This is a genomic window from Ihubacter sp. rT4E-8, assembly GCF_049852125.1.
Taxonomy (GTDB): Bacteria; Bacillota; Clostridia; order Peptostreptococcales; family Anaerovoracaceae; genus Senimuribacter.
Window position 1 is genome coordinate 912,120 of sequence record NZ_CP187532.1, and the last position, 22,702, is coordinate 934,821.

General features: G+C 48.2%; 23 protein-coding genes and 1 riboswitch. Of the genes, 22 read left to right on the forward strand and 1 reads right to left on the reverse strand.

The genetic code is table 11. From position 1 onward, the window contains the following. The first annotated feature begins 97 nt into the window (after positions 1-97). Positions 98-290, forward strand: a riboswitch (cobalamin riboswitch). Positions 291-677: 387 nt separating this feature from the next. The 12 genes from ACPW7J_RS04515 (at position 678) to citF (ending at position 11,972) form a co-directional block, all read left to right on the forward strand. Beyond that, positions 678-1,055 carry a cysteine-rich small domain-containing protein gene (locus ACPW7J_RS04515; RefSeq protein WP_425756860.1) on the forward strand — a complete coding sequence of 126 codons (378 nt, stop codon included), beginning with the start codon at positions 678-680 and terminating at the stop codon, positions 1,053-1,055. A 340-nt stretch (positions 1,056-1,395) separates the two neighbouring features. Then, a complete protein-coding gene (locus tag ACPW7J_RS04520; protein WP_425756862.1) occupies positions 1,396-2,349 on the forward strand; it encodes a helix-turn-helix transcriptional regulator in 954 nt (317 codons plus the stop codon). Positions 2,350-2,439: 90 nt separating this feature from the next. Further along, complete coding sequence (locus tag ACPW7J_RS04525; RefSeq protein WP_425756863.1) at positions 2,440-2,700, forward strand: DUF3795 domain-containing protein; 261 nt, start codon at positions 2,440-2,442, stop codon at positions 2,698-2,700. Between the two features lie 9 nt (positions 2,701-2,709). Continuing rightward, complete coding sequence (locus ACPW7J_RS04530) at positions 2,710-3,045, forward strand: TfoX/Sxy family protein (RefSeq protein WP_425756865.1); 336 nt, start codon at positions 2,710-2,712, stop codon at positions 3,043-3,045. 361 nt (positions 3,046-3,406) lie between these two features. Beyond that, positions 3,407-3,823, forward strand: coding sequence for a methylaspartate mutase subunit S (gene glmS / locus ACPW7J_RS04535; RefSeq protein ID WP_161873820.1), 417 nt, complete (start codon positions 3,407-3,409; stop codon positions 3,821-3,823). Positions 3,824-3,838: 15 nt separating this feature from the next. Then, positions 3,839-5,233 carry a methylaspartate mutase accessory protein GlmL gene (gene glmL / locus ACPW7J_RS04540; RefSeq protein ID WP_425756867.1) on the forward strand — a complete coding sequence of 465 codons (1,395 nt, stop codon included), beginning with the start codon at positions 3,839-3,841 and terminating at the stop codon, positions 5,231-5,233. After that, positions 5,217-6,671, forward strand: coding sequence for a methylaspartate mutase subunit E (locus ACPW7J_RS04545; protein WP_161873822.1), 1,455 nt, complete (start codon positions 5,217-5,219; stop codon positions 6,669-6,671). Before glmL ends, ACPW7J_RS04545 begins: the two co-directional genes overlap by 17 nt. Before the next feature lie 386 nt (positions 6,672-7,057). Further along, on the forward strand, positions 7,058-8,305 hold the full coding sequence (locus ACPW7J_RS04550) for a methylaspartate ammonia-lyase (RefSeq protein WP_425756868.1): 1,248 nt from the start codon (positions 7,058-7,060) through the stop codon (positions 8,303-8,305). 6 nt (positions 8,306-8,311) lie between these two features. Next, entirely contained in the window at positions 8,312-9,415 is a 1,104-nt protein-coding gene (locus ACPW7J_RS04555; RefSeq protein WP_425756870.1) for a triphosphoribosyl-dephospho-CoA synthase, read from the forward strand. Continuing rightward, positions 9,412-9,687, forward strand: a complete 276-nt coding sequence (citD, locus tag ACPW7J_RS04560; protein WP_161873825.1) for a citrate lyase acyl carrier protein — start codon at positions 9,412-9,414, stop codon at positions 9,685-9,687. The genes ACPW7J_RS04555 and citD overlap by 4 nt, the downstream gene beginning before the upstream one ends. Positions 9,688-9,690: 3 nt before the next feature. Further along, positions 9,691-10,563: an HpcH/HpaI aldolase/citrate lyase family protein gene (locus ACPW7J_RS04565; RefSeq protein ID WP_425756872.1), complete on the forward strand. Its 873-nt coding sequence runs from the start codon at positions 9,691-9,693 to the stop codon at positions 10,561-10,563. Continuing rightward, on the forward strand, positions 10,560-11,972 hold the full coding sequence (gene citF, locus ACPW7J_RS04570; RefSeq protein WP_425756874.1) for a citrate lyase subunit alpha: 1,413 nt from the start codon (positions 10,560-10,562) through the stop codon (positions 11,970-11,972). Before ACPW7J_RS04565 ends, citF begins: the two co-directional genes overlap by 4 nt. A 206-nt stretch (positions 11,973-12,178) precedes the next feature. Here citF and ACPW7J_RS04575 read toward each other — a convergent pair whose 3' ends face one another. Continuing rightward, positions 12,179-12,436: a hypothetical protein gene (locus tag ACPW7J_RS04575; protein WP_425756876.1), complete on the reverse strand. Its 258-nt coding sequence runs from the start codon at positions 12,434-12,436 to the stop codon at positions 12,179-12,181. A gap of 73 nt (positions 12,437-12,509) precedes the next feature. Between ACPW7J_RS04575 and citC the strand changes: the two genes are divergently transcribed. The 10 genes from citC (at position 12,510) to ACPW7J_RS04625 (ending at position 22,561) form a co-directional block, all read left to right on the forward strand. After that, a complete protein-coding gene (gene citC, locus ACPW7J_RS04580; protein ID WP_425756877.1) occupies positions 12,510-13,634 on the forward strand; it encodes a [citrate (pro-3S)-lyase] ligase in 1,125 nt (374 codons plus the stop codon). Beyond that, a complete protein-coding gene (gene citX, locus ACPW7J_RS04585; protein WP_425756879.1) occupies positions 13,627-14,160 on the forward strand; it encodes a citrate lyase holo-[acyl-carrier protein] synthase in 534 nt (177 codons plus the stop codon). The genes citC and citX overlap by 8 nt, the downstream gene beginning before the upstream one ends. Before the next feature lie 287 nt (positions 14,161-14,447). Next, entirely contained in the window at positions 14,448-15,191 is a 744-nt protein-coding gene (gene larE, locus ACPW7J_RS04590; RefSeq protein WP_425756881.1) for an ATP-dependent sacrificial sulfur transferase LarE, read from the forward strand. Continuing rightward, positions 15,191-15,952: a nickel pincer cofactor biosynthesis protein LarB gene (gene larB, locus ACPW7J_RS04595; protein WP_425756883.1), complete on the forward strand. Its 762-nt coding sequence runs from the start codon at positions 15,191-15,193 to the stop codon at positions 15,950-15,952. The genes larE and larB overlap by 1 nt, the downstream gene beginning before the upstream one ends. Continuing rightward, the gene (gene larC, locus ACPW7J_RS04600; RefSeq protein ID WP_425756885.1) at positions 15,949-17,166 is read left to right on the forward strand and encodes a nickel pincer cofactor biosynthesis protein LarC; all 1,218 of its coding nucleotides are present in this window, start codon (positions 15,949-15,951) and stop codon (positions 17,164-17,166) included. The genes larB and larC overlap by 4 nt, the downstream gene beginning before the upstream one ends. After that, the gene (locus ACPW7J_RS04605; protein ID WP_425756887.1) at positions 17,159-18,151 is read left to right on the forward strand and encodes an ABC transporter permease; all 993 of its coding nucleotides are present in this window, start codon (positions 17,159-17,161) and stop codon (positions 18,149-18,151) included. The genes larC and ACPW7J_RS04605 overlap by 8 nt, the downstream gene beginning before the upstream one ends. After that, the gene (locus ACPW7J_RS04610; protein WP_425756889.1) at positions 18,148-18,969 is read left to right on the forward strand and encodes an ABC transporter permease; all 822 of its coding nucleotides are present in this window, start codon (positions 18,148-18,150) and stop codon (positions 18,967-18,969) included. The genes ACPW7J_RS04605 and ACPW7J_RS04610 overlap by 4 nt, the downstream gene beginning before the upstream one ends. Before the next feature lie 13 nt (positions 18,970-18,982). Continuing rightward, on the forward strand, positions 18,983-20,527 hold the full coding sequence (locus ACPW7J_RS04615; protein ID WP_425756891.1) for an ABC transporter substrate-binding protein: 1,545 nt from the start codon (positions 18,983-18,985) through the stop codon (positions 20,525-20,527). A gap of 4 nt (positions 20,528-20,531) precedes the next feature. After that, the gene (locus ACPW7J_RS04620) at positions 20,532-22,058 is read left to right on the forward strand and encodes an ATP-binding cassette domain-containing protein (protein WP_425756893.1); all 1,527 of its coding nucleotides are present in this window, start codon (positions 20,532-20,534) and stop codon (positions 22,056-22,058) included. A gap of 71 nt (positions 22,059-22,129) precedes the next feature. Further along, positions 22,130-22,561: a hypothetical protein gene (locus ACPW7J_RS04625; protein ID WP_425756895.1), complete on the forward strand. Its 432-nt coding sequence runs from the start codon at positions 22,130-22,132 to the stop codon at positions 22,559-22,561. Positions 22,562-22,702 lie beyond the last annotated feature (141 nt).

A 22,702-nucleotide genomic window follows, 5' to 3' on the forward strand; every position in this document is an offset into this window, starting at 1 on the left:
TGCCTTCGCTTTGAAGCAAAAAGGGGCATGCTACCGTTTTTAGGGAGGAATCAGGCTTGATTTTTCGTGCAGGCAATGATAAGATAGATTTATAGAAATTAATAAAGTGATTTTATGTTCTCCTGATTAGATTGGGAGCTAAGATGGAAGCAGGTGAGAATCCTGCACGGTACCGCCACTGTAATGGGTGAGTTTTTGTTCGAAGGTTTTAGACCAGCCACTGGAAACGGGAAGGTGAGCAGAAACGATGATCCCTGAGTCAGGAGACATGCATAGAATAGTTTCTGCTGGCGGATTACTGGCAAAGAAATAAAGTATATACGCAGAAAATACGGGCTGCACCATTTTAGGTGCGGCTTTTTGATTATGTAGGAAATATCGATTTTCGATATTTTCGGAATATCAACGTGTGCTCCGCATACTCCTCCGCGAATGATATTCGCTTCGCTGTCCGTTTCGCCTGACCGCGCGCTTTGCTTGCGGGGCGAAAAGGCAAGAAAGTCTACCATTGCGTAGAATCGGCGTAGCCGACTTTCTTATTTTGGAAAAATTTATGGGAGCAGAAATGAAGAAGGTTGTAAGACCTTTTATGCAGACGGGACAGAGGTTTAAGCCTACGTGTATTGATACGCGGCAAATTAAAAGTGTTTAGTAAAAGAAAAAGGAGATAGATAAAAATGCATGTAAATTGGTTTAAGAATCCGGATCACGTGGTGTACGCTGATATCGGGGAGTTTGTGGATAATTTCGAGAAAGAAACCGGAATCGACAATTTAAAAGAAAAGATCGCTGCTTTTGAGGTCAATCCCGTAAAGGAGGGCGTGATTTTAAAAGGACGGAAGCGGACTTCCATTAAACTTTTTATTCCAGATATGACCTTTGATGAACATATTGACATGGGAAGAAAATGCGGAGGAAATTATCATTACCTGGAAAACGGCATTAAGGACTGCAGTGGCTGTATGGTACCTCATCGAAAGTACAACTATGACTTTATGATGATGCGATTGGCAAAATTCCATAAGACACTGCAAAGTAAGGAACTGGAGGGATAGAAAAATTTGGAATTTAGCGCCGCCTTGCTTTGCTGATTCCGTAAAGAAAAATAACAAGAGAAACAATAAGAAAATTGCTGCGGCCCGCGGAAAGCGGGCTATTTTATTTTGCTTTGAAATATTTTTATAATTATATGATATATAGTTAAAATATTATAATAAAGTATATTATTTATAAATTTGTGCGGGGAATAATATAGTAGGAAATAGCTTTACGGCGTGTTTCAAATGGTCCTCGAGGTGGTTATGAAAGTGCCAAAAAATAATGAAAGATTTTAAAACATGACTTTATGTTGTCATGTTTATCTGCTATACTACCCTTAGAATTGGAGATGAGTAAATGAAAATTGATCGTTTAATTGGGATAATTACTATATTGCTGCGAAATGAAAAAACAACCGCTCCCGAATTAGCAGAACGTTTTGAAGTGTCAAGACGAACTATTAACCGTGATATAGAAGATATTTGTAAGGCCGGAATACCTGTCGTTTCTACGCAAGGCTACGGCGGTGGTTTTTCGATTGCCGACGGTTATAAATTAGATAAATCGCTCTTTACAAAAGACGAACTGCAAACCATTTTTGCGGGACTTAGAGGAATGGACAGCGTATCAAAAAGCTCTGCTCTTTCCAGTTTGCTTGATAAATTTTCGAGCAAGGAACAGCGCGTGATTGCAGAGGACATGATCATTATTGATTTAGCGTCTCATTATCAAACGTCGCTTACACAAAAAATTGAACTATTGAAAAGTGCAATCCGCAGAAAACATATTCTGTCGTTTCAATATTACTATGAAAAGGGGGAAGCAAAACGTCGTATAGAACCATACCGTCTAATATTTAAGTGGTCAGCATGGTATGTTTACGGATTTTGCTTAGACAGACAAGCCTACCGCCTGTTCAAATTAAATCGCCTTTGGGATTTACAAATAGACGAAGAAACTTTTTCGGAAAGAGAAATTCCCCAAGAAGAATTATCATTTGGAAATTATTTTGCAGAAGGTACTTTCCGTTTAAAAGCTGTATTTGCCAAAAGTGAAAAGCACCGTCTGATTGAAGAATACGGAATTGACAGCTATTCGGTATGCCAAGATGAAAGACTGTTATTTGAGCGCGATTTTGCAAGCTATGAGAATATGCGTGAATGGGTTTTCAGCTTTGGTGATAAAGTTTCTGTATTAGCGCCAGATGAATTGCAGGACGATAGAAAAAAGCAAGCGGAAAATATTATTAAAATGTATGAAGAAAAGGAAAAGGATTTTGTAGGAGTGTATTATGATAATCGAAAGAAATAATAACAGCGATTTGAAAATAAACGCCAGTAACATGACATACAGATGTCATGTTGCTTATGCTAGTATCCAACTAAAAGGAGGGTTTCATTTATGGTTGAGTCAAGATGTGGAATTTTATGCAGTGAATGTTCTTATCAAAAACAAGTGGGGTGTAAAGGATGCGTAAATATTGAGAAGCCGTTTTGGGGTGAAGGCTGTCCGGTAAAATCCTGCGTTGAAGCAAGAGAACATGAGCATTGCGGGCAATGTGAGGATTTTCCTTGCGGCCTGCTGAAACAATTTGCTTATGATGAAAAGCAAGGCGATAACGGGAAAAGGATTGAGCAATGTAAATGTTGGATGAGAAAGTAGGTGGTAATTATGGCTTCCAGTTTAGATTTTGTGGAATATGTGTGTGGACAGATAGGCGGCGCAGGAGAAATTACATATAAAAAAATGTTTGGTGAATATGGTGTTTACTGTAATGGAAAAATCGTTGGCGTCATCTGCGATAACCAGTTTTTTGTGAAAAAAACAGAAGCCGGGGCTGCTGTCTATCCGGATTGCAAAGAAGCTTCTCCATATACAGGAGCAAAGCTTCATTTTGTTATAGATAGCGTTGATGACCGCAACCTAATGGCAAGGTTTATATCTGCCACTTATAATGAGCTTCCCTTCCCTAAACCAAAGAAGAAAAAAGTTCCGGAAAAGGAATAAGGAATGGCGAAGCATCAGGAAAACCGGATGGTTTCAGGTCGCGGACTGAAGCAGGCAAGCGAGTGCATCGGATGCGGCAAATGTGAGGAGGCGTGACCGTAGCATATCGTCATCAGAGGGGAATTGAGGAAAGTGACAGAAAAACTGTTATAAGGAACAGATTTTGTAATGAGAACAATAGAGTAGCAGACCTTTTGAAAAGAGGGTCTGTTTTTTCGTACAAAAATCCGGAAATTTTTCTTAAAATGCACTTTGCATAAGAAGTGCCAAAAAAAAACAATCTGCCTGTGGACAAATGAGATATAACAATGTACTATAAAGATGTAATACATTTTTCGATTTAAAAATTTCGAGGTGAATCATGGAAGAAAACAAGAAGAAGTTAGTCATCGGCGTCATCGGCGCGGATGTTCATGCAGTAGGCATCCAGATTCTAAACCATGCTTTTGAGGAAGCAGGATTTGATGTAACCAATCTGGGCGTCATGGTATCGCAGGAGGAATATATTGCGGCAGCCACCGAAACGGATGCGGACGCGATTATGGTTTCCTCTCTGTACGGACACGGGGAGCTTGACTGCCGCGGTCTTAGAGAAAAGTGCAATGAAGCTGGGCTTACGAATATTTTACTCTATGTGGGCGGCAATATCGTCGTCGGCAAACAGCCTTTTGATGAAGTAGAGGCGAGATTTAAGAAGATGGGCTTCAACCGTGTATTCGGGCCGGGCACAGCGCCGGAGGAAACGATTCGGTGTCTAAAAGAGGACTTAACCCTGTAAGGAATCGGTGAAACCATGAAACGAGTATTATTGATAGATTTCGGTAGCACCTATACCAAAGTAACCGCTGTGGATATGGAGGAAGAACGGCTTCTGGGCACAGCGGCCAGTTATACCACAGTGGAAACCGACGTCAACGAGGGACTGGCAAAAGCGCTGGCGCTTCTTTCGGAAAAGATCGGCGAGGTGGATTTCGACGCCAGATACGCCTGTTCCAGCGCGGCGGGCGGTCTGAAAATGATCAGCTGCGGGCTGGTACCGGAGTTGACAGCGGAAGCAGCTAAGACTGCGTCTCTGGGCGCCGGCGCAAAGGTCATGAAGGTCTATTCATATCAGTTGACGGAGGAAGACGCAGCGGAAATTGAAACGCTGCAGCCGGACATTTTTCTTCTGACCGGCGGTACCGACGGCGGTAATAAGGATACGATCATCGAGAATGCCCAAATGCTGGCAGGGCTCAGTGCGGAATTTCCCATCGTGATAGCGGGAAACCGAAACGCGGCGGGTTCTTGCCGCAGGATCTTGGAAGACGCGGGAAAACAGGTGATTGTCTGTGAAAACGTGATGCCTAAATTCGGGGAACTGAACATCGAGCCTGCACAAAACTCCATTCGGGAAATTTTCCTGGAACGGATTATCAAGGCAAAGGGACTGTCAGAAGCCAGTCAGCTGATTTCCGGTATCATGATGCCGACGCCGGCAGCGGTGCTTTCCGCTATGGAACTTCTGGCAAAGGGTACCGAGACAGAGCCTGGTCTGGGAGATCTGATTGCCGTGGATGTAGGCGGCGCCACCACAGATGTGTACTCCATGAGTTTGGGGGAACCTAGCGGTGTCAATACGGTGTTGAAAGGGCTGCCGGAGCCTTATGCCAAACGAACAGTGGAAGGCGATATCGGCATGCGTTACAGCGCGGCGGGTATTGCAGAAGCGGCTGGGATGACTGCGGTTTCGAGAATTTCCGGATTGCCCGAAGGCAGGGCGGAGGAACTGCTCTCCCTGATTACAGAAAAGACCGATACACTGCCGGAAACGGAAGAATTAGAGGCGCTGGATTTTGCACTGGCGTCGCTGGCGGTCAAAGTAGGCATAACCCGTCACGCAGGCCGCGTGGAAAAGGTTTATACGCCGGTGGGAGAAACCTGGCTGCAGGAAGGCAAAGATCTGACCCAGGTAAAAAAGGCGATTATCACAGGCGGTTCTCTGATTCACGCAAAGCAGATAGAGAAAATCGCGAGAGGCGTACTTTACGACTTTGCCGATCCATCGTCATTAAAACCGAAGCAGGCGGAAATCCTGCTGGATAAAGCATATATACTATCGGCCATGGGACTTCTCAGCCAGCATGCGCCAGATACAGCATTAAAAATCATGAAAAAGGAGTTGTTGTCCTATGGAATTGAAGAATAAGAAATTAACGAACGACGAATTTTACAGTATTCAGAAAGAAATTCTGACACAGTGGCCGACCGGCGCAGATGTGGACTTTGAGAAAGCGGTTGCATTCCATCAGAGCCTGCCGGAAGAAAAGAACTTCGGCAAGAAGCTGGTAAAAGCGAAGAAAGAAGGAAAAACCCTGGTGCAGCCGAGAGCGGGCGTAGCGCTGGTACAGGAGCACATCGATCTTTTGACCTATCTGCAGGACAAGGGCGGCGCGGATTTGCTTCCGACTACGGTAGACAGCTATACCAGACAGAACCGATATAAAGAAGCGGAAGTGGGCATTCAGGAATCCGTTCGCGAGAGCAAATCCATGCTTAACGGTCTGCCCATTGTCAACCACGGTGTAGACGCATGCCGTTCCATTATCAATGAGTTGCATACGCCGGTACAGGTTCGTCACGGCACGCCGGACGCGCGTCTTTTGACAGAAATCTCTTATGCAGGCGGTTTCACAAGCTATGAGGGCGGCGGCATTTCCTACAATATTCCGTACGCAAAGAATGTCAGCCTGGAAAAGACCATCAGAGATTGGCAGTATTGCGACCGGCTGACCGGCATTTATGAAGAAGCAGGTGTCAGCATCAACAGAGAACCGTACGGACCACTTACCGGAACGCTGGTTCCACCTTGTATTTCTCACTCTGTAGCCATCATCGAAAGCTTGCTGGCGGCGGAGCAGGGCGTAAAGAACATCACCGTGGGTTACGGCCAGTGCGGCAATCTGGTTCAGGACGTTGCGGCGATCCGCGCCCTGGGCAATCTGACAGAAGAATACTTAAAGAGATACGGCTACGGTGATGTAGAGGTGACTACAGTCCTCCATCAGTGGATGGGCGGCTTCCCGCAGGATGAAGCCCAGGCGTTTTCCGTGATTTCCTGGGGCAGCGCTATCGCGGCACTCTCCAAGGCGACCAAGGTTATCGTAAAGACGCCGCACGAAGCCATCGGCGTGCCAACCAAGGAAGCAAACGCGCAGGGACTGCGCTGTACCAAGCAGATGATTAACATGCTCTGCGACCAGCAGCTTTCCAACACCAGCCATGTTGTAAACGAAATGATGATTATTTCTGCGGAAACCCGTTGCATTGTAGATAAAGTCTTTGAACTGGGTGAAGGCGATTTGGCGGTCGGCGCTGTCAGAGCGTTCCAGGCAGGTGTTCTGGATATTCCGTTTGCGCCGAGCAAACTCAATGCAGGCAAGATGCTGCCGGCAAGAGACAACGACGGCGCGATCCGTATCTTAAACGCAGCCAACGTGCCGCTTTCCAAGGAACTGATCGATTTCAACAAAGAGAAAATCGAAGAGCGCGCCCAGGCAGAAAAGAGAGACGCATCCTTCCAGATGGTCATCGATGACGTTTACTCCATCAGTAAAGGAAAATTGGTCGGCAGACCTTGGAAATAAGAACCCACCCTTCCGTAAAGCAAAGCTTCGGGAGGGTGCCCGGAAGCCTGTTTGTCCTTAGACAATAAAGTGTTGCCAGCGAAGTGGCGAAGCGGCGCGGCTTTGTCCTCTGCCGCCTCCGGGATTTGACTGGCGATCGGTCGGGCGCTGACAAAACTGACAGAAAATCGGTTTTTTGTCAAATTTGTCAGTGTTTTTGGAGAAAATGCTGACAAAACTGACATTTTCTTTGAATTTTGTCTGGTTTGTCAGTGTTTGGAAAGGAAAATAGATGTTTTTGCGGTAAAAATCGCGAAAATGCTGACCAAAATGCAGGTTTTTAAGAAATTTGTCAGCACAGAAAAATTTGTAAAGTGTTAGTTTGAAATATAGACGAGGGAATTGAAATGAAAATCAAAAAAATAATTTGTTCCGGCGGAAGAACCGGCTTCTTCTTTGATGACCAGAGAGCGATTAAAAAAGGCGCGAAGGCGGATGGTTCCGCTTATATCGGCGCGCCGGTGACAGACGGCTTTAAAGCAGTCAGACAGGCGGGGGAATCTATTTCTGTCATGGTGCTTTTAGAAGACGGTCAGGTTGCTTACGGCGACTGCGCGGCGGTGCAGTACAGCGGTGCCGGCGGCAGAGATCCGCTGTTTCTTGCGGAAGATTTTATTCCTGTGATTATGGAGCACGTGGCGCCGATGCTGGAAGGAAAGGAACTGAATTCTTTCCGTGAACTGGCTGCGGAAGTGGAAGCGGTGCAGGTAGACGGCAAGCGTCTGCATACAGCCATTCGTTACGGTGTAACCCAGGCGGTGCTGGACGCTGTGGCAAAGGCGAAGAAACAGCTGATGTGTGAAGTCATCGCTGACGAATACGGCTTAAAACCGGAATATCGCCAAATTCCGATTTTCACCCAGTCCGGCGACAATCGCTATGACAACTCCGACAAGATGATTATGAAAGGCGCGGATGTACTGCCTCATGCGCTGATTAACAATGTAGATACCAAATTGGGTAAAGACGGCAGCATTCTGCTGGAATATGTCAAATGGCTCAGAGACAGAATTATCGCCCTGCGTCACGACGAGACCTATCAGCCAGTGCTGCACATCGACGTATACGGCACTATCGGTATGGCGTTCGGCGTGAACAATTACGAGGCAATGGCAGATTACATCGCAACCCTGGCAGAGGCGGCAAAACCATTCAAACTGCGTATCGAAGGACCGATGGACTCTGAAGAACGGGAAGCGCAGATGAAAGCCCTGGCGGCACTGACAGCTGAGGTTGACCGCCGTGGCATCGACGTGGAACTGGTTGCAGACGAATGGTGCAACACACTGGAAGATATCAAATATTTTGCCGACAACAAAGCTGGTCACATGGTACAGATCAAAACACCGGATCTGGGCGGCATCAATAATATCGTAGAAGCGGTTCTCTACTGCAAAGAAAAGGGCATCGGCGCTTACCAGGGCGGCACCTGCAACGAAACAGACCGTTCTGCGCAGGTTTGCGTCAACCTTGCTATGGCGACCCAGCCTGACCAGATTCTGGCAAAACCGGGCATGGGAGTAGACGAAGGCTATATGATTGTATATAATGAAATGCAGAGAATTCTTGCCCAGCTGGCAGTAAAAAACGCATAATAACAGATGGACAGCGAAAAAGATAATTTACGGCTGAAAACTATGAAAGCAGATGAAGAAAGGTTCCAGCAAGGGGATATCAAGTTCAGCGGAACCAAGGCGCACAGCCCGGAAACTATCGGGGACACCATTGCGGACACTATCGCCGAAACCATCGGCCAGATGGCGGTACAGGCGCTCCGAATAGAGGCGGCGCTGACGCCCAAGCCCGGTCTTGTAGACCAGGAAAACAGCGGCGCCCATGACGATATGGATTATCCACTGTTTCTAGCAAGCAGCGCTGCGCTGCTGCCGTGTTTTACGGCATGCGCGAAAATTGGCATGCAGAGCGGAAAGAAGAAACCGGCGCAGCTGACTTCTGCGCTGCGCCGTGCGGGAAGATGCGGTGAAACCGCTATGTATGCGGCAACAAGAGGCGTTAATTCCCATAAAGGGGCGATTTTCTCTATGGGTATCCTGTGCTGTGCTGTCGGAATGCTGCAGGCTGCTCCTGCCGCAGCTGATGCCGCGTCTATCGGCGCGGCAATTGGGCAGAATGCCGGGAAGTTGAGGCATTCTGAAAGCAGCGTGGATATGACGCGGGACAAGGGCGAATTTGCGCCTCTACAGGACAGCCGGCAGGCTGCAGGCTTTCATGAAACCGAATTACAGGCGCTCTGCGCTAAGCTTTCCGCCGCCCTGCTGCGGCAGGACCCTGCCGCAGCAACCCACGGGCTGTACGCCCGTGGGCACGCCGCCTGCGGCGGCGTGCGGGCGGAGGCGCGCAGCGGTTTCGCCTCCGCGTTTCAAACAGGACTGCCTGTTTTAAGAGAAGCGATCGCTTCGGGAATCCCGCAGCAGCGGGCGCTGATAAAAACCTTACTTGTGCTGATGAGCCGGGTAGAGGACAGCAATGCCGCTTATCGCGGCGGCGCCGAGGGGCTCGACTTCATTAGAAGCAAGGCGCAGCACATATTGAGCAGGGCAGACTGGCAGACAGAAGAATGCTTAGACATGGTGAGAGATTTTGACCGCGCCTGCATCAGGCGGCATTTGAGCCCCGGCGGCAGCGCGGATTTGCTGGCTTTCAGCATCATGCTGTATATGATTTTTGACGAGGTATTGCAATGATAATCAAACAAAACGCATGCGCAGGAACTCTAGAGTCCAGCGACATTTATGTAGAAATCGCGCCGCTGCCAGAAGGCAGCGGCATTACCCTTTCCGTGACGTCGGTCGTTTATGAACAGTTCGGCGCGGAAATTGAAGCGGTCATCATGGATACGCTGAAAAACCTTGGCGTAACAGACGTGAAAGTGACAGCAAGCGACCGGGGCGCTGTGGACTGCACCATTGCCGCGCGGGTTGAAACAGCGGTAGAACGCGGGAAAGGAGATGAATAACCAGTGAGAAGAAGTATGCTTTTTTTTCCGGGGAACAGCGCGAATATGCTGCTGAACGCAGACTTTCTGGGCGCTGACAGCGTGATTTTAGACCTGGAAGACGCGGTTGCCCAGACGGAAAAGGATTCCGCCAGAATTCTGGTCAGAAACGCCATCCGCTCCCTGGATTTTACCAAAGAAGTCATCGTCAGAATCAATCCCATTGACAGCCTGTACTGGGAAAAAGACTTGGCGAAGATTATCCCGGTCAAGCCGGACATGATTATGCCGACCAAGGTCAGCGGCGCCGGCGATGTGAAGATCATTTCCGATGCCATTGCCCGAATTGAAAAGAAATGCGGCATGGAGGTCGGTACAGTGAAATTGATACCGCTGATTGAAACGGCTTTGGGTGTGGAAAAATCCTTTGAAATCGCAACTGCTGATCCGCGGGTTTCGGCAATTTTCCTGGGCGGAGAAGATTTAACCGCCGATTTGCAGTGCAAGCGAACTAAGGAAGGCACGGAAATTTTTTATGCCCGCTCCCGCATGGTCATGGCAGCTCGCGCCGCCGGCATCGACGTATACGATACGCCGTGGACCGATGTGGAAGACTACGACGGTCTGATTGCCGACGCGAAATTTGCCAAAAGTTTGGGATTTTCCGGAAAATCCTCTATTTCACCGCGCCATGTGCGCTTTATCAACGAGATTTTCAGTCCGACAGAGGAGGAAATTCGTTACGCCCGCGACGTATTTGAAGCCATCGAAAAGGGCAAGGCGGAAGGCAAAGGCGTTGTTTCCCTGCGGGGCAAGATGATTGACGCGCCGATTGTAGCAAGAGCAAGACAGGTGCTTGCGGCGGCAGAGGCGATGAAGGGAGGCAGCGTAAAATGAAGACGAAATTAGTAAAGGATCTCAAAGAGGCGATTAAGCTGTCCGGACTTACAGACGGTATGACCATTTCTTTCCATCACCACCTGCGCAACGGCGACATGGTGGCAGTCATGGTCATGGATGTTGTCAGCGAACTTGGCATCCGGGATTTGAATGTCAACATCAGTTCCATTTTCGACACCCACGCGCCTTTTATTGAATACATCAGAGACGGTGTCATCACCGGCATCGAAACCGACTATATCGGCGGTGTTGTGGGTCGCGCCATCAGTGAGGGAATTTTAGAAAGACCCGTTACGTTCCGCACCCACGGCGGCAGACCAGCAGACATCATCAGCGGCGCGTCGCCTATCGACGTGGCGTTTATCGCGGCGCCGACTTCGGACCCGATGGGCAACTGCACAGGCAAGTACGGAAAATCTGCCTGCGGCTCTTTGGGCTACGCCTTCGCGGACGCCATGTATGCGAAAACTTCTGTCGTCATTACAGACAATTTGGTAGACTACCCTTTGACGGACTTTTCCATTGCGGAGGATTACATTGATTATGTGGTTTACGTGGATAAAATCGGCGAACCGTCAGGTATCGTATCCGGCACCACCAAGATTACAAAGGACCCGGTAGGACTTGTGATTGCCGATTACGCGGCAAGAGCCATTGAAGCATCCGGTCTTCTGGTTGATGGATTTTCTTTCCAGACCGGCGCAGGCGGCGCGTCCCTTGCGGCGGCAAAATATCTGCAGGATATTATGCTGCGCCGCGGCATCAAGGGCAGCTACGGCCTTGGCGGTATCACCGGCTATATGGTAGACATGATGAAAAGCGGCTGCTTCAAAGCGCTCCTCGACGTGCAGTGTTTTGACTTAGACGCGGTGGAATCCATCAGAACGAACCCGAATCACAGAGAAGTCACAGCATCCCATTACGCCAGCCCGGCAGCGGCGAGCAGTGCGGTGGACAGCTTAGATGTAGTTATTTTGGGTGCGACAGAAATCGATACGGATTTCAATGTCAATGTGCATACCGATTCCAACGGCTATATTATGGGCGGCAGCGGCGGTCACAGCGATACGGCAGCCGGCGCGAAAATGTCCATGATCGTCGCGCCCCTTTCCCGCGCCCGCCTGCCGATTGTGGTAGATGAAGTGCTCTGTAAATCTACGCCGGGATCTACCGTCGACGTACTGGTAACCCAACGCGGTATTGCGGTCAATCCGCTGCGTCCGGAACTTTCTGAAAGGTTTGCAGAAAGCGGTCTTCCGGTAGTGGATATTGGGCAGCTGCGTGATGCGGCGGAAAAGCTCAACGGAAAAGCAAAGAAACCGGTACTGGGAGACAAGGAAGTCGCGAAGGTACTCTATCGCGACGGCTCACTGCTGGATACGATTTATAACGTGCCGGTGAAATAGAAAGCGCACTATTGGTTTGCAGAGACGGGCTTTTGCAAAACTGCCAGTAACGAATCAGATTTGTACAACTTCCGCAGCGCGGCTCAGTCCAAAGTTGTGCAAATCTTCTTGATTTAGACCAATCTGCACAACCCAGCCATGTACCTAGCCTCAAGAGTTGTGCATCAGCATCGGTAAAAGGGTTTTCTTGCACAACTTTTTCATCGTCATTTGCTTGACGGTTGTGCAAATCCTTCTATAAAAGAGCAGTCTGCACAACTTTTACAGCAAAAGACTGCTCCGAGTTGTGCAAAGCTGTCTGCAAACAGCTTAATCTGCACAACTTCTGCAGTGCGGTTCAGTCCGAAGTTGTGCAAATCTACTTGATTTGTAGCAATTTGCACAACCCGGTTCCATGCGAACTTCAAAAGTTGTGCATCGGCGGTGATAAAAGGGTTTGCTTGCACAACTTTGCGATTGCTCATTGCGAAAACTGCTGCACGGAAGCGAGCCAGCAGTTTTCTGCAAAATTCACAAAAACAGAACGGAACGAGAACGATGTTTTATACAGAAGAAATCAAATTGGATCAGGCGGAGATGCTTCTTTCAGCTTGCCAGCTGAGAAGGCCCCAGGGCGTGGATTATACCGCGGGCGTCTTTTTGCGAAGCAGCGGATTTGGTGGAAGCGGTGGATTCGATGGATTTGGCGCGCAAGCTGGCGATCGCCTTGTTGCCTGCGGCAGTCTGAAGGGAGACATGATACAGGGCGTTGCCGTAGATCCGGCATTTCAGGGCGAGGATTTGACTGCAAAACTGCTCACCCATCTAGCTGCCCAGTCTGCCGCCAAAGGCAACCGCAGCCTGTATTTATTTACAAAGCCGGAAAAGGCAGCCCAATTTGCCGGACTTGGTTTCCGCCTGATTGCGTCAGCAAGACCCTATGCGGCGCTTTTGGAATGGGGAGAATCCGGCATCGCGGAGTACAAAGAGAAACTGAAGTCTTTCAGGGAATCGGCAGAGCTTAGGTGCGGGACGCCCAAACCTCCAGAACAGACAGAACATCCAGAACCTCCCATTGGCAGCTTGGTGATGAACTGCAATCCTTTCACGAAAGGTCACCGCTTCCTGGTGGAACAGGCGGCGAAGGTCTGCCGCCATGTTTTTTTGCTGGTGGTAGAAGAAGACGCGTCCTTGTTTTCCTTTGACGACCGGTTTGCCATGGTAAAGGCAGGGACGGTGGATCTTGAGAATGTAATCGTGATTCCCGGCGGGAGATACGCGGTATCCGGTCTCACCTTTCCCAGCTATTTCACAAAGGAAGAAAATTTGGCGAGCGCTCACGCAGCCATAGATGCAGAACTATTTGCGGCGCAGATTGCACCGGTTCTAGGCGTGCAGGTACGCTTTGTGGGCACGGAGCCTTTTTCGCCGGTGACGGAACGCTACAATGAAGCGCTGAAAAAGCGGCTGCCGCGGGCAGGCATCCAGATCAAGGAAATCCCGCGTCTTTCCGTAGAGGGGGAAGCTGTCAGCGCGACCCGCGTTAGAAGGATTCTGCAGGAAGAAGGCATAGACTGCGGCGAAGCCAGGGATAAGCTGGCAAAGCTGCTGCCTAAAACCACGCTGGATTATTTGCTGCAGCCTGAAGTGCAGAGCAGACTGGGGGAACGAATGCATGACTGAAAGAACGGTGACACTATATGAAATTTTAGAGTCCAGAGAGAATCGGGTACGCAGGCAGGAACAACTGCTTTTAGAGTTTGGCGGCGTGTTGATATCGGTCACTTTGAATATACCGGGATCGGTTAAGGATAGGCCGTCTTACAGGAAAGCTTTGAGAATGGGAATAGAAATGCTGAAGAAGAAATTGCCGGAGGGACGGATTTTGCATATTGAAGTGAGAGAACTTCCAACCGGTGCGGAAGCATATTTTATAGTAGATGGTATGACGGCTTCAGAGGTCAAGAGGATTACCGTAGAAATTGAGGACAGCAGTTCTATTGGAAGACTTTTTGATATGGACGTTCTTGCAGAGAAGGGCAGTGTTTCTCGAGTCGATTTAGGCATGCAGTCGAGACGATGTTTGCTGTGCAGCGAGGATGCTAAAATATGTGCAAGAACACAACGACATTCCATAGATGAATTGCTGACTGAAATAGATAGGATCTTAGAGATGTCATTGCCGAGAAAAATTGAAGAAACTAATTGAGAGACATTTATCGTTGCAATGATACTTGCGATCTTGCAGGAATGCAACAGAAAATGACAGAATGGAAGCAAATTTGCCTCATTTTAGGCCTTGACAAGTTGGCATAGATTATGCAATAATATTAGGCAAAGTCTCAGGAAGGGACAGCAATTCTTCAGGCAGAGGAATAAATAGTACAAAAACGATAATAAAAAGAAAAGAAACAATTATGCCACGAAGGCAATAGGGACTCCAGAAGGAGACTCATATGCTTCGTGGTATTTTTTTGCAGAAAGGAGCTGAAGGGCATGGAATTGAAGGGATTTTTCGAGAGATATCCTAAAGTGGCGCTTGCCTTTTCTGGTGGAGTAGACTCGGCTTATTTATTATACGCGGCGAAAAAATACGGCGCTGATGTGAAAGCTTTTTTTGTGAAAAGCCAATTTCAGCCGGAGTTCGAATTAAGAGACGCCGAAGAACTGGCACATAGTTTAAATGCGGATATGGAGATCATCTATTGTGACGTTTTGGCAGATGCTGTTGTTGCTGACAATCCGGAGAACCGCTGCTATTACTGCAAGCACAGGATTTTCGATATGCTTCGGAAGGCGGCAGGAGCAGCAGGATATACCTGTATTATCGACGGTACGAACGCTTCTGATCTGGTTGCCGATCGTCCGGGCATGAAGGCGCTGGCTGAAATGGAAGTGCTTTCTCCTTTACGCCTTTGCGGGTTAACCAAGGAAGAAATTCGAAGTCGATCTAAAGAAGCAGGCCTTTTTACTTGGAATAAGCCGTCGTATGCTTGTTTGGCAACCAGAGTGCCTGTCGGTGAGAAAATAACCAGGGAAAAGTTGCAGAGGGTTGAAGCCAGTGAAAAAGAATTGACGGCGTTGGGTTTCTCGGATTTTCGTATCAGGCTTTTCGGCGGCGCAGCCAGAATACAGCTACGGGAGGATCAGATGGAAAAAGCGGTGGAGCTGTGCGGCGCTGTTTGTCAGAGATTGAAGCCGTATTTTGAAATAGTATTATTAGATCTGGAGGGAAGATAATGGATAAACAGGATATAAAAGAGCTTTTGCAGCACGTTGCAGAAGGAGAGACCAGTGTGGACGACGCGTTATTGCAATTAAAGCTTAAGCCCTTTCAGGACATCGGTATCGCTAATCTGGATCATCATCGAGGCATACGGCAAGGCGCTTCTGAGGTTATTTATGGCGCGGGAAAAACACCGGAGCAGATCGATCGTATCGCGCACTCTCTCTGGGAAAGCGGACAGAGAACCATTCTCATTACCAGGATGAGTCAGGAGGCGGCTGATGGGTTTACTGCGGATATTCCATTCACCTATCGCAAGGAAGGTTGGATCGGCTTGGTAGGAGAGATGATTGGACCAAAACACAATGGATATATTCTTATTGCTACAGGCGGTACCAGCGATATTCCGGTAGCCGAAGAAGCCGCTTTGACTGCTGAAATATTGGGAAATAAGGTGGAGAGAATCTATGATGTCGGTGTGGCGGGAATTCACCGTCTGCTGGCTCATGCAGATAAAATCATGCAGGCTAGAGTAATTGTGGCTATTGCTGGTATGGAAGGCGCGTTGGCATCTGTCATAGGGGGGCTTGCAGACTGTCCTGTTATCGCTGTTCCTACTAGTGTAGGTTATGGAACTGCGCTGGGTGGAGTTACCGCCTTGCTTTCCATGCTTAATTGCTGTGCCAGCGGAGTAAGCGTAGTGAATATCGATAATGGTTTTGGCGCCGGATATTTGGCAAATCTCATCAATAATATGGAGGAAGGAAAAAAATGAAGAAGTTGTATATAGATTGTAGTATGGGTGCTGCCGGAGATATGCTGATGGCAGCTTTACTGGAATTGCTGCCTGACCAGGAAGCATTTCTTACAAAGATGAATAACCTGGGAATACCAGGCGTCAGAGTCAGCGCGGAGAAAAAACAGACCTGTGGAATAACCGGAACACATATCCATGTGAGGGTTTTCGGGCAGGAGGAAGGCTGTCATGAGGAACACAGCCATGACCACGATCATCATCATGAGCATAGCCACGACCATCATCATGAGCATCACCATCACAGCGGGCTTTCTGACATCATCGCTATGATTGATCAGATGGATTTGCCGCAGAAGGTAAAACAGGACGCCAAAGAGGTTTATGAGGTTATTGCTAAAGCTGAAAGCCGTGTGCACGGAAAAGAAATGGATCAGGTTCACTTTCATGAGGTAGGAACTTTAGATGCTGTAGCGGATGTAGTGGGTAACTGTCTTCTGATGAACATGCTGGGAGCAGACGTCGTCATGGCTTCACCGGTGCATGTGGGTTCCGGAACTGTGAAATGTGCCCATGGCGTGCTGCCTGTACCAGCGCCGGCAACAGCGTTGATTCTGCAGGGTATGCCTATCTATGGAGGCAAGATAAAGGGAGAATTATGTACGCCGACCGGCGCTGCGCTTCTAAAGCATTTTGTTCAGGACTTTGGTTCGATGCCGATGATGCGAACCAGCGCCGTAGGATATGGTATAGGAACGAAAGAGTTTTCTCAGGCTAATTGTGTCAGAACGATATTAGGCGAGGAAAGCGAACAGACAGGGGATGTGATTGAGCTGGCTGCTAATTTGGATGATATGACGGCAGAGGAGATTGGTTTTGCTATGGAGATTTTCTTAGAAGCAGGAGCGCTGGATGTGTATGCTGAGTCCATTGTTATGAAAAAATCGCGGCCGGCCGTAAAGCTGGTTTGCATGATACGGCCGGAAGACAGAGAAATGATGGCCGCGTTGATGTTGAAGCATACCACAACGATTGGATTGAGAGAATACCGCTGCGGCAGAATCACTATGGAACGTGGAATTGAAAAGCGTCAGACGCCCTGGGGTGAGGTAGACGTTAAGGTTTGTCAGAGGAACGGTCTGAGAAAAGAGAAAGCGGAGTTTGATCAGGTTGCCGCAATAGCAAGGGTAAAAGGATTATCTGTTAAGGAAGTTAAGAAAGAAATTGATGGGTAAGAGAACAAAGCAAAGATTGAAATATACTGGTGTCAAGATCATACAGATGATTGCTGTTTTGGCGCTTTTGTCCATAGTGGTTTTTACTATTGCGAGACTGTGCCCGGGTGATCCGCTTCGCTCGTACTACGGAGATGGAGCTGAGCATATGAGCCAGGAGCAGAGAGAAGCGGCAAGAGAGCGGCTAGGTTTGAATGATTCCATGCTTGTGCAGTACCAAAGGTGGACAGAGGGGCTGTTTGATGGAGATTTGGGACTATCATATAAGTATAAACAGCCTGTTTCGACCATAATTGGACGGGTTTGGATCAATACATTGGCTCTCGGAGCGTTGTCCTACGTATTGACCTTTAGTCTGGCAATTCTGCTGGGGATGTTCTGCGCGTTAAGGGAGGACAAGTTGATTGACCGGCTCATATGCAAGGTTGGAGTAATATCCGGCAGTATTCCTTCTTTTTTTCTGGCGCTGCTGCTGATTCTGGTCTTTGCTGTTCAGTTGGGTATATTTCCTGCGGGGGGCGCTTATTCCTACGGAAATAGTGAGAATATATTGGATCGTCTTTGGCATTTGGCTTTGCCGGTGACGGTTCTGGTGATGGAACATCTTTGGTATTACGCGTATATGGTGCGAAATAAGCTGGTGGAGGAGACGAGGCAGGATTACGTACTGCTGTGTAAGGCGGAAGGCATTCCCCGCAGAAAGATTCTCTGCCGTCATTGCCTGAGAAACATTATGCCGTCCATGCTGGTGGTCATGGCGATTGCCGTACCGCATATTTTGGGAGGCACTTATGTCGTGGAATCGGTCTTCTCCTATCCGGGTTTGGGGACGCTTAGCTTTGAATCGGCTATGTATCAGGATTATAACATGCTCATGGCTCTCTGTATGTTGACCGGAGCGGCAGTGGTGATTTGTAATTTAGTTGCCCAGCTTATAGGAGAGTTTATTGATCCTCGTATGCAGCGGGAGGAGGCGGAGATATGAAACGAGAAAAAAGATTTCCGAAAGCAGCCTTTACGGCGCTGATCATCATTATCTTAGCCAGTACGTTTGCTGGATTGATTGCTCCTTATTCTCCGGATTTGATGGATTCCTCTGCGGTGAATTTGCCGCCGGGCGGCGGACATCTTCTTGGCACGGACAGTATGGGCCGAGATCTTTTGACTATGCTTCTTTATGGAGGGAGATATTCCATCGCGATTGGCTTTATCAGCGCGCTGATTTCTACAGCCATAGCCGTAATATATGGAGTAGTCAGCGGAATCGCCCCCCGTGTTGTTGATGATCTGCTGATGCGTTTTTCTGAGCTGCTGCTCAGTATTCCTTCTATTTTACTTATCATTTTTTTACAGGCGCTTTGGGGAAATCCTTCCTGGCTCAGCCTTTCCGTGATTATCGGCATAACGGGCTGGCCTAATATATCGAAGATTGTCAGAAGTGAAGTTCGCCAGATTGGAGAAAGCGACTATATTTTGGCTGCGCGAACGATGGAAGGCGGTTTTTGGTATGTATTGCGGCGGCATCTGCTGCCGAACTTTATATCTTCCATCATGTTTATGGTGGTGACTAACATAGGACAGGCTATGATTACTGAATCTACCCTGAGCTTTTTGGGGCTGGGGCTGCCGTTAACAACAGTTTCCTGGGGCAGTCTGCTGTCGATGTCGCAGGAAGTGCTTTTGACCGGGTGCTGGTGGCTGATTCTGATACCGGGCGTCGTACTGATCGTCACCCTGGTATGCGTCACGGAACTGGGGGAGTATGTAAGGAAAAAGAATAATCGTATGCATAGCAATTTATAAGGAGATAGAAGACATGAGAAAAAGAGCTTTCATGATTATGGTGCTGGTTTTCGTATTGATTTTAACTGGATGCGGCGCAAAGGGCGGTGAGGCGGACAGTTCTGACAATACTTTGATTTATGGCAGTCAGGATTATACCGCGATAAATCCGGCGCTTTATGAGCATGGGGAGATCAACGCCCTGATTTTCGCCGGACTGACTGCACATAATGCAGAGAATAAGGTTGTTCCTGGATTAGCGGAGAGCTGGGAGTTTGATGAGAGCAGTTTGACGTATACCTTTAAGCTGAGAGACGGTTTGAAGTTTCATGACGGAGAGCCTTTGACCAGTGAGGATGTAAAGTATACACTGGAGGCCATATTGAATCCGGAAAATCAATCAGAAATCGTATCTAATTATACGGATATTGAAGATATCGCTTGTCCTGATGAATTGACAGTGAAAATCAAACTGCGTCAGGTTAACGTGGCGTTTCCAGATTATATGACGATCGGTATTTTGCCAAAGCATTTGTTGGAGGGAGAGGATCTGGCTACATGCGACTTTAATCAAAATCCAGTAGGTGCAGGTCCGTATAGGCTGACTGCATGGGATCCGGGACAGAGTATTACGCTGGATAAGTTTGAAGACTATTACGATGGAGAAGTCAATATTGAAAAGGTGATTTTTAAGATTGTTCCGGACACAGATGCTAAAGCGATGCAGCTTAAGTCTGGCGATATAGATATGGCGCAGATTACGGCGAAGACGGCCGGGGATATTGAAAAGAGTGGTGAATTCAATGTATATCGTATGGAGACGGCTGATTACCGGGCAATCGCTTATAACTTTGCCGGAAGTCCTTTATTCAAAGAGTATCCGGAACTCTCAAATATTCTCAGCTACGCTATCGATCGAGACGCTGTGATCGAGAGTGTACTGCTTGGCGAGGGACAAAAGGCATATTCTCCGATTCAGAAGAACCGCTATAACAAGGAGGACATAGAAAAATTTGAATATGATCCGCAGAAATGTCAGGAACTGCTGGAAAAGGACGGATGGAAAAAGAATAGCGTCGGCTTCTATGAAAAGGATGGGATGGAGCTTAGTTTTGTAATTTCGGCTATGGCGGATGATCAGGTTCGCGTGGATATGGCAAAGATGTGCGCCAATCAATTACAGCAGGTCGGAGTCAATGCTGCGGCTGAGGCGAAACCATCTCTTGACTGGGCCGGCCAGGATTGTTGTATTATCGGATGGGGAAGTCCTTTTGACGCCGATGATCATACTTATAAGGTTTTTTCTTCCGATGCAGGAGACAATTATACAGGTTATGGTAACAAAGCTGTAGATAAAATACTGGCAAAGGCAAGGCATACGGAAGACGGGGATGAGCGCGCTTCATTGTATGGGGAATTTCAGACAGTGATGACTGAAAATATGCCATATACCTTTATCGCTTATGTAGATGCTGATTACGCGGTGAAGAAGAATATCCGTGGCCTTACGGAAAAAACAGTTCTGGGGCATCACGGAGTAGGCGTGTTCTGGAATATTGCGAAGTGGAGTATAGAATAGTCATATGAAACAGATTCTGTCGGTAGAAAATTTGAAATTATCTTTTCGAGGCTCACAGGGCAATGTTTCTGCGCTTCGAGGTGTAAGTCTGCAAGTGAACGCAGGTGAAACCCTGGCTTTGGTAGGTGAATCCGGCTGCGGAAAAACGGCGCTTTGCAGAGCTGTTATGATGCTGCACAGTCAACATGCGGTCATAGAGGACGGCCGCATTTTGCTCTGTGGCAGGAATGTTTCTGTGATGAATGAGGCAGAGCTGGTAAAAGTCAGGGGAAGGGATGCAGCCATGGTTTTTCAGGATCCGATGACCTCTCTCAATCCTACACTGTCCATAGGCAGGCAGATTATGGAGCCGGTTTTGCTGCATCAAAGAGTATCTCGTGAAGAAGCGAAGAAAGAAGCGCTGCGCTTATTGGAGTTAGTGGGGATCCCACAGCCGGATATTCGATTCGGTCAGTATCCTCATCATTTTTCCGGAGGTATGCGCCAGCGGGCCGCTATTGCGATTGCGTTAGCAGCGAAACCGAAACTTCTGATAGCTGATGAGCCTACTACGGCGCTGGACATAGACACCCAGGAAAAAATCATGGAGCTGCTCTGCTCTTTAAGCGCCGACGCGGAACGCGCTATGATTATGGTAACCCATGATCTCGGACTGGCAGAGCAGATTGCTGACCGTATTGCCGTGATGAAGGATGGTTGTATCGTGGAACTTGGGACGACAGAGGAGATATTTTCCACGCCGCGGCACGCGTATACGAAGGAACTCTTGCGGTATGCCCGCTATGGCAAAGGCGGAAGCCATTATCACGGCGCGATTGGAGACGGATGCCGGAGACGAGCCTGGATAGACGGAAAGCTGTTGCCAGAGGGAAAGACGCCGGACGGACACCCTTTGCCTGAGAAGGAAAGCTTGCTTGAAATCACAGGTTTGACGAAAAGGTTTCGTTTAGGAAAGAGAAAGGCGCTTACGGCGCTGAACGATTTTTCACTGACGGTTAAGAGAGGAGAAATCGTAGGAGTTGTAGGACCTTCTGGCTGCGGAAAGTCTACGTTAGCGCGATGCGTAATGGGAATTTATAAGCCGGACGGCGGATGGATTCGATTGAGCGAGGGTTGCCGAAAGCAGATGATTTTTCAGGATTCGGTGTCAGCATTTAATCCTCGAATGCGGATTTTTGATATTATCGCGGAGCCTCTGGTTATAAAAAAGTCGTATGGCAGCAAGGCGCGGCTTTCGGAGAAGGTGTACGATTTGATGGAACAGGTGGGGCTTGAGAGAGAGCTGGCTCTGCGCTATCCTTATGACGTGTCGGGCGGGCAGCGTCAGAGAGCGGCGATTGCCAGGGCTTTGATTACAGATCCGGATTTGTTGGTGGCCGATGAACCCATTGCATCGTTGGATGTGTCTATTCAATCTCAGATCATCCATTTGTTAAAAAAGCTTCACGATGAACGGGAACTGACCATTCTGCTTATTTCTCACGATCTGCCGATGGTGGAACATATCAGCGACAGAATTGTGGAAATGTGATGGAGATAGTATATTCTCACGCGGCGCAGCGCATGCTAATAGTATGCATTACTAAGCGAGGGGATGATGAAATGAAAGAGGATAGTGTCAGATTACTGCGAGAGGTTAATGAAGGCTGTAAAACGGCGATGGATAGCTTTAAGCAAATAAAGGAATTTGTCGCCGAGGGCGCGTTGGGGCAGCTCATCGATGAGTATGACAGGCAGCATCAGGAAATTGGGCTGCTGTGTAAACGGCTTTTGGCGGAAGCGGGTGAGGAAGGTAAAGAACCCGGCGCTATGGCGAAAGCGATGATGCGGCTTATGACAGAGTTTAAGATGATGACTGAACAGGAGGACAGTAAGGCCGCAGAAATTCTGTTAGACGGATGCCACGCGGGAATCAAATCTCTGGGTAGGCTTTTGCGGCAGTACCCGACGGCAGGGTTGGAAGAAAAATCCATAGCTGAACGGTTAATTGATATAGAATTAGATCTGTATAAAAAGCTGTTGGCCTTTTTATAGGGACTGGAGGTTTTACGCCAATTTCCTTAACACGAATCGTGATGTGCTAAGAGAATTGGCTTTTTTTCTGATTCTTTTACTTTGTTTCAAGGCCAGCAGCGTTCAACGCGGTTAAAAAACAGCCGGCTTGACGGTTCTTTC

Bases quoted from the DNA above. Each gene is read 5' to 3' on its own strand.
- ACPW7J_RS04620 (WP_425756893.1), top strand. From the start codon at position 20,532: ATGAAACAGATTCTGTCGGTAGAAAATTTGAAATTATCTTTTCGAGGC.
- ACPW7J_RS04555 (WP_425756870.1), top strand. From the start codon at position 8,312: ATGGACAGCGAAAAAGATAATTTACGGCTGAAAACTATGAAAGCAGAT.
- larE (WP_425756881.1), top strand. From the start codon at position 14,448: ATGGAATTGAAGGGATTTTTCGAGAGATATCCTAAAGTGGCGCTTGCC.
- ACPW7J_RS04530 (WP_425756865.1), top strand. From the start codon at position 2,710: ATGGCTTCCAGTTTAGATTTTGTGGAATATGTGTGTGGACAGATAGGC.
- ACPW7J_RS04545 (WP_161873822.1), top strand. From the start codon at position 5,217: ATGGAATTGAAGAATAAGAAATTAACGAACGACGAATTTTACAGTATT.
- larC (WP_425756885.1), top strand. From the start codon at position 15,949: ATGAAGAAGTTGTATATAGATTGTAGTATGGGTGCTGCCGGAGATATG.
- citX (WP_425756879.1), top strand. From the start codon at position 13,627: ATGACTGAAAGAACGGTGACACTATATGAAATTTTAGAGTCCAGAGAG.
- glmS (WP_161873820.1), top strand. From the start codon at position 3,407: ATGGAAGAAAACAAGAAGAAGTTAGTCATCGGCGTCATCGGCGCGGAT.
- glmL (WP_425756867.1), top strand. From the start codon at position 3,839: ATGAAACGAGTATTATTGATAGATTTCGGTAGCACCTATACCAAAGTA.
- ACPW7J_RS04615 (WP_425756891.1), top strand. From the start codon at position 18,983: ATGAGAAAAAGAGCTTTCATGATTATGGTGCTGGTTTTCGTATTGATT.
- ACPW7J_RS04525 (WP_425756863.1), top strand. From the start codon at position 2,440: ATGGTTGAGTCAAGATGTGGAATTTTATGCAGTGAATGTTCTTATCAA.
- ACPW7J_RS04575 (WP_425756876.1), bottom strand. From the start codon at position 12,436: ATGAGCAATCGCAAAGTTGTGCAAGCAAACCCTTTTATCACCGCCGAT.
- citD (WP_161873825.1), top strand. From the start codon at position 9,412: ATGATAATCAAACAAAACGCATGCGCAGGAACTCTAGAGTCCAGCGAC.
- ACPW7J_RS04625 (WP_425756895.1), top strand. From the start codon at position 22,130: ATGAAAGAGGATAGTGTCAGATTACTGCGAGAGGTTAATGAAGGCTGT.
- citC (WP_425756877.1), top strand. From the start codon at position 12,510: ATGTTTTATACAGAAGAAATCAAATTGGATCAGGCGGAGATGCTTCTT.
- ACPW7J_RS04610 (WP_425756889.1), top strand. From the start codon at position 18,148: ATGAAACGAGAAAAAAGATTTCCGAAAGCAGCCTTTACGGCGCTGATC.
- ACPW7J_RS04515 (WP_425756860.1), top strand. From the start codon at position 678: ATGCATGTAAATTGGTTTAAGAATCCGGATCACGTGGTGTACGCTGAT.
- ACPW7J_RS04550 (WP_425756868.1), top strand. From the start codon at position 7,058: ATGAAAATCAAAAAAATAATTTGTTCCGGCGGAAGAACCGGCTTCTTC.
- larB (WP_425756883.1), top strand. From the start codon at position 15,191: ATGGATAAACAGGATATAAAAGAGCTTTTGCAGCACGTTGCAGAAGGA.
- ACPW7J_RS04605 (WP_425756887.1), top strand. From the start codon at position 17,159: ATGGGTAAGAGAACAAAGCAAAGATTGAAATATACTGGTGTCAAGATC.
- ACPW7J_RS04520 (WP_425756862.1), top strand. From the start codon at position 1,396: ATGAAAATTGATCGTTTAATTGGGATAATTACTATATTGCTGCGAAAT.
- citF (WP_425756874.1), top strand. From the start codon at position 10,560: ATGAAGACGAAATTAGTAAAGGATCTCAAAGAGGCGATTAAGCTGTCC.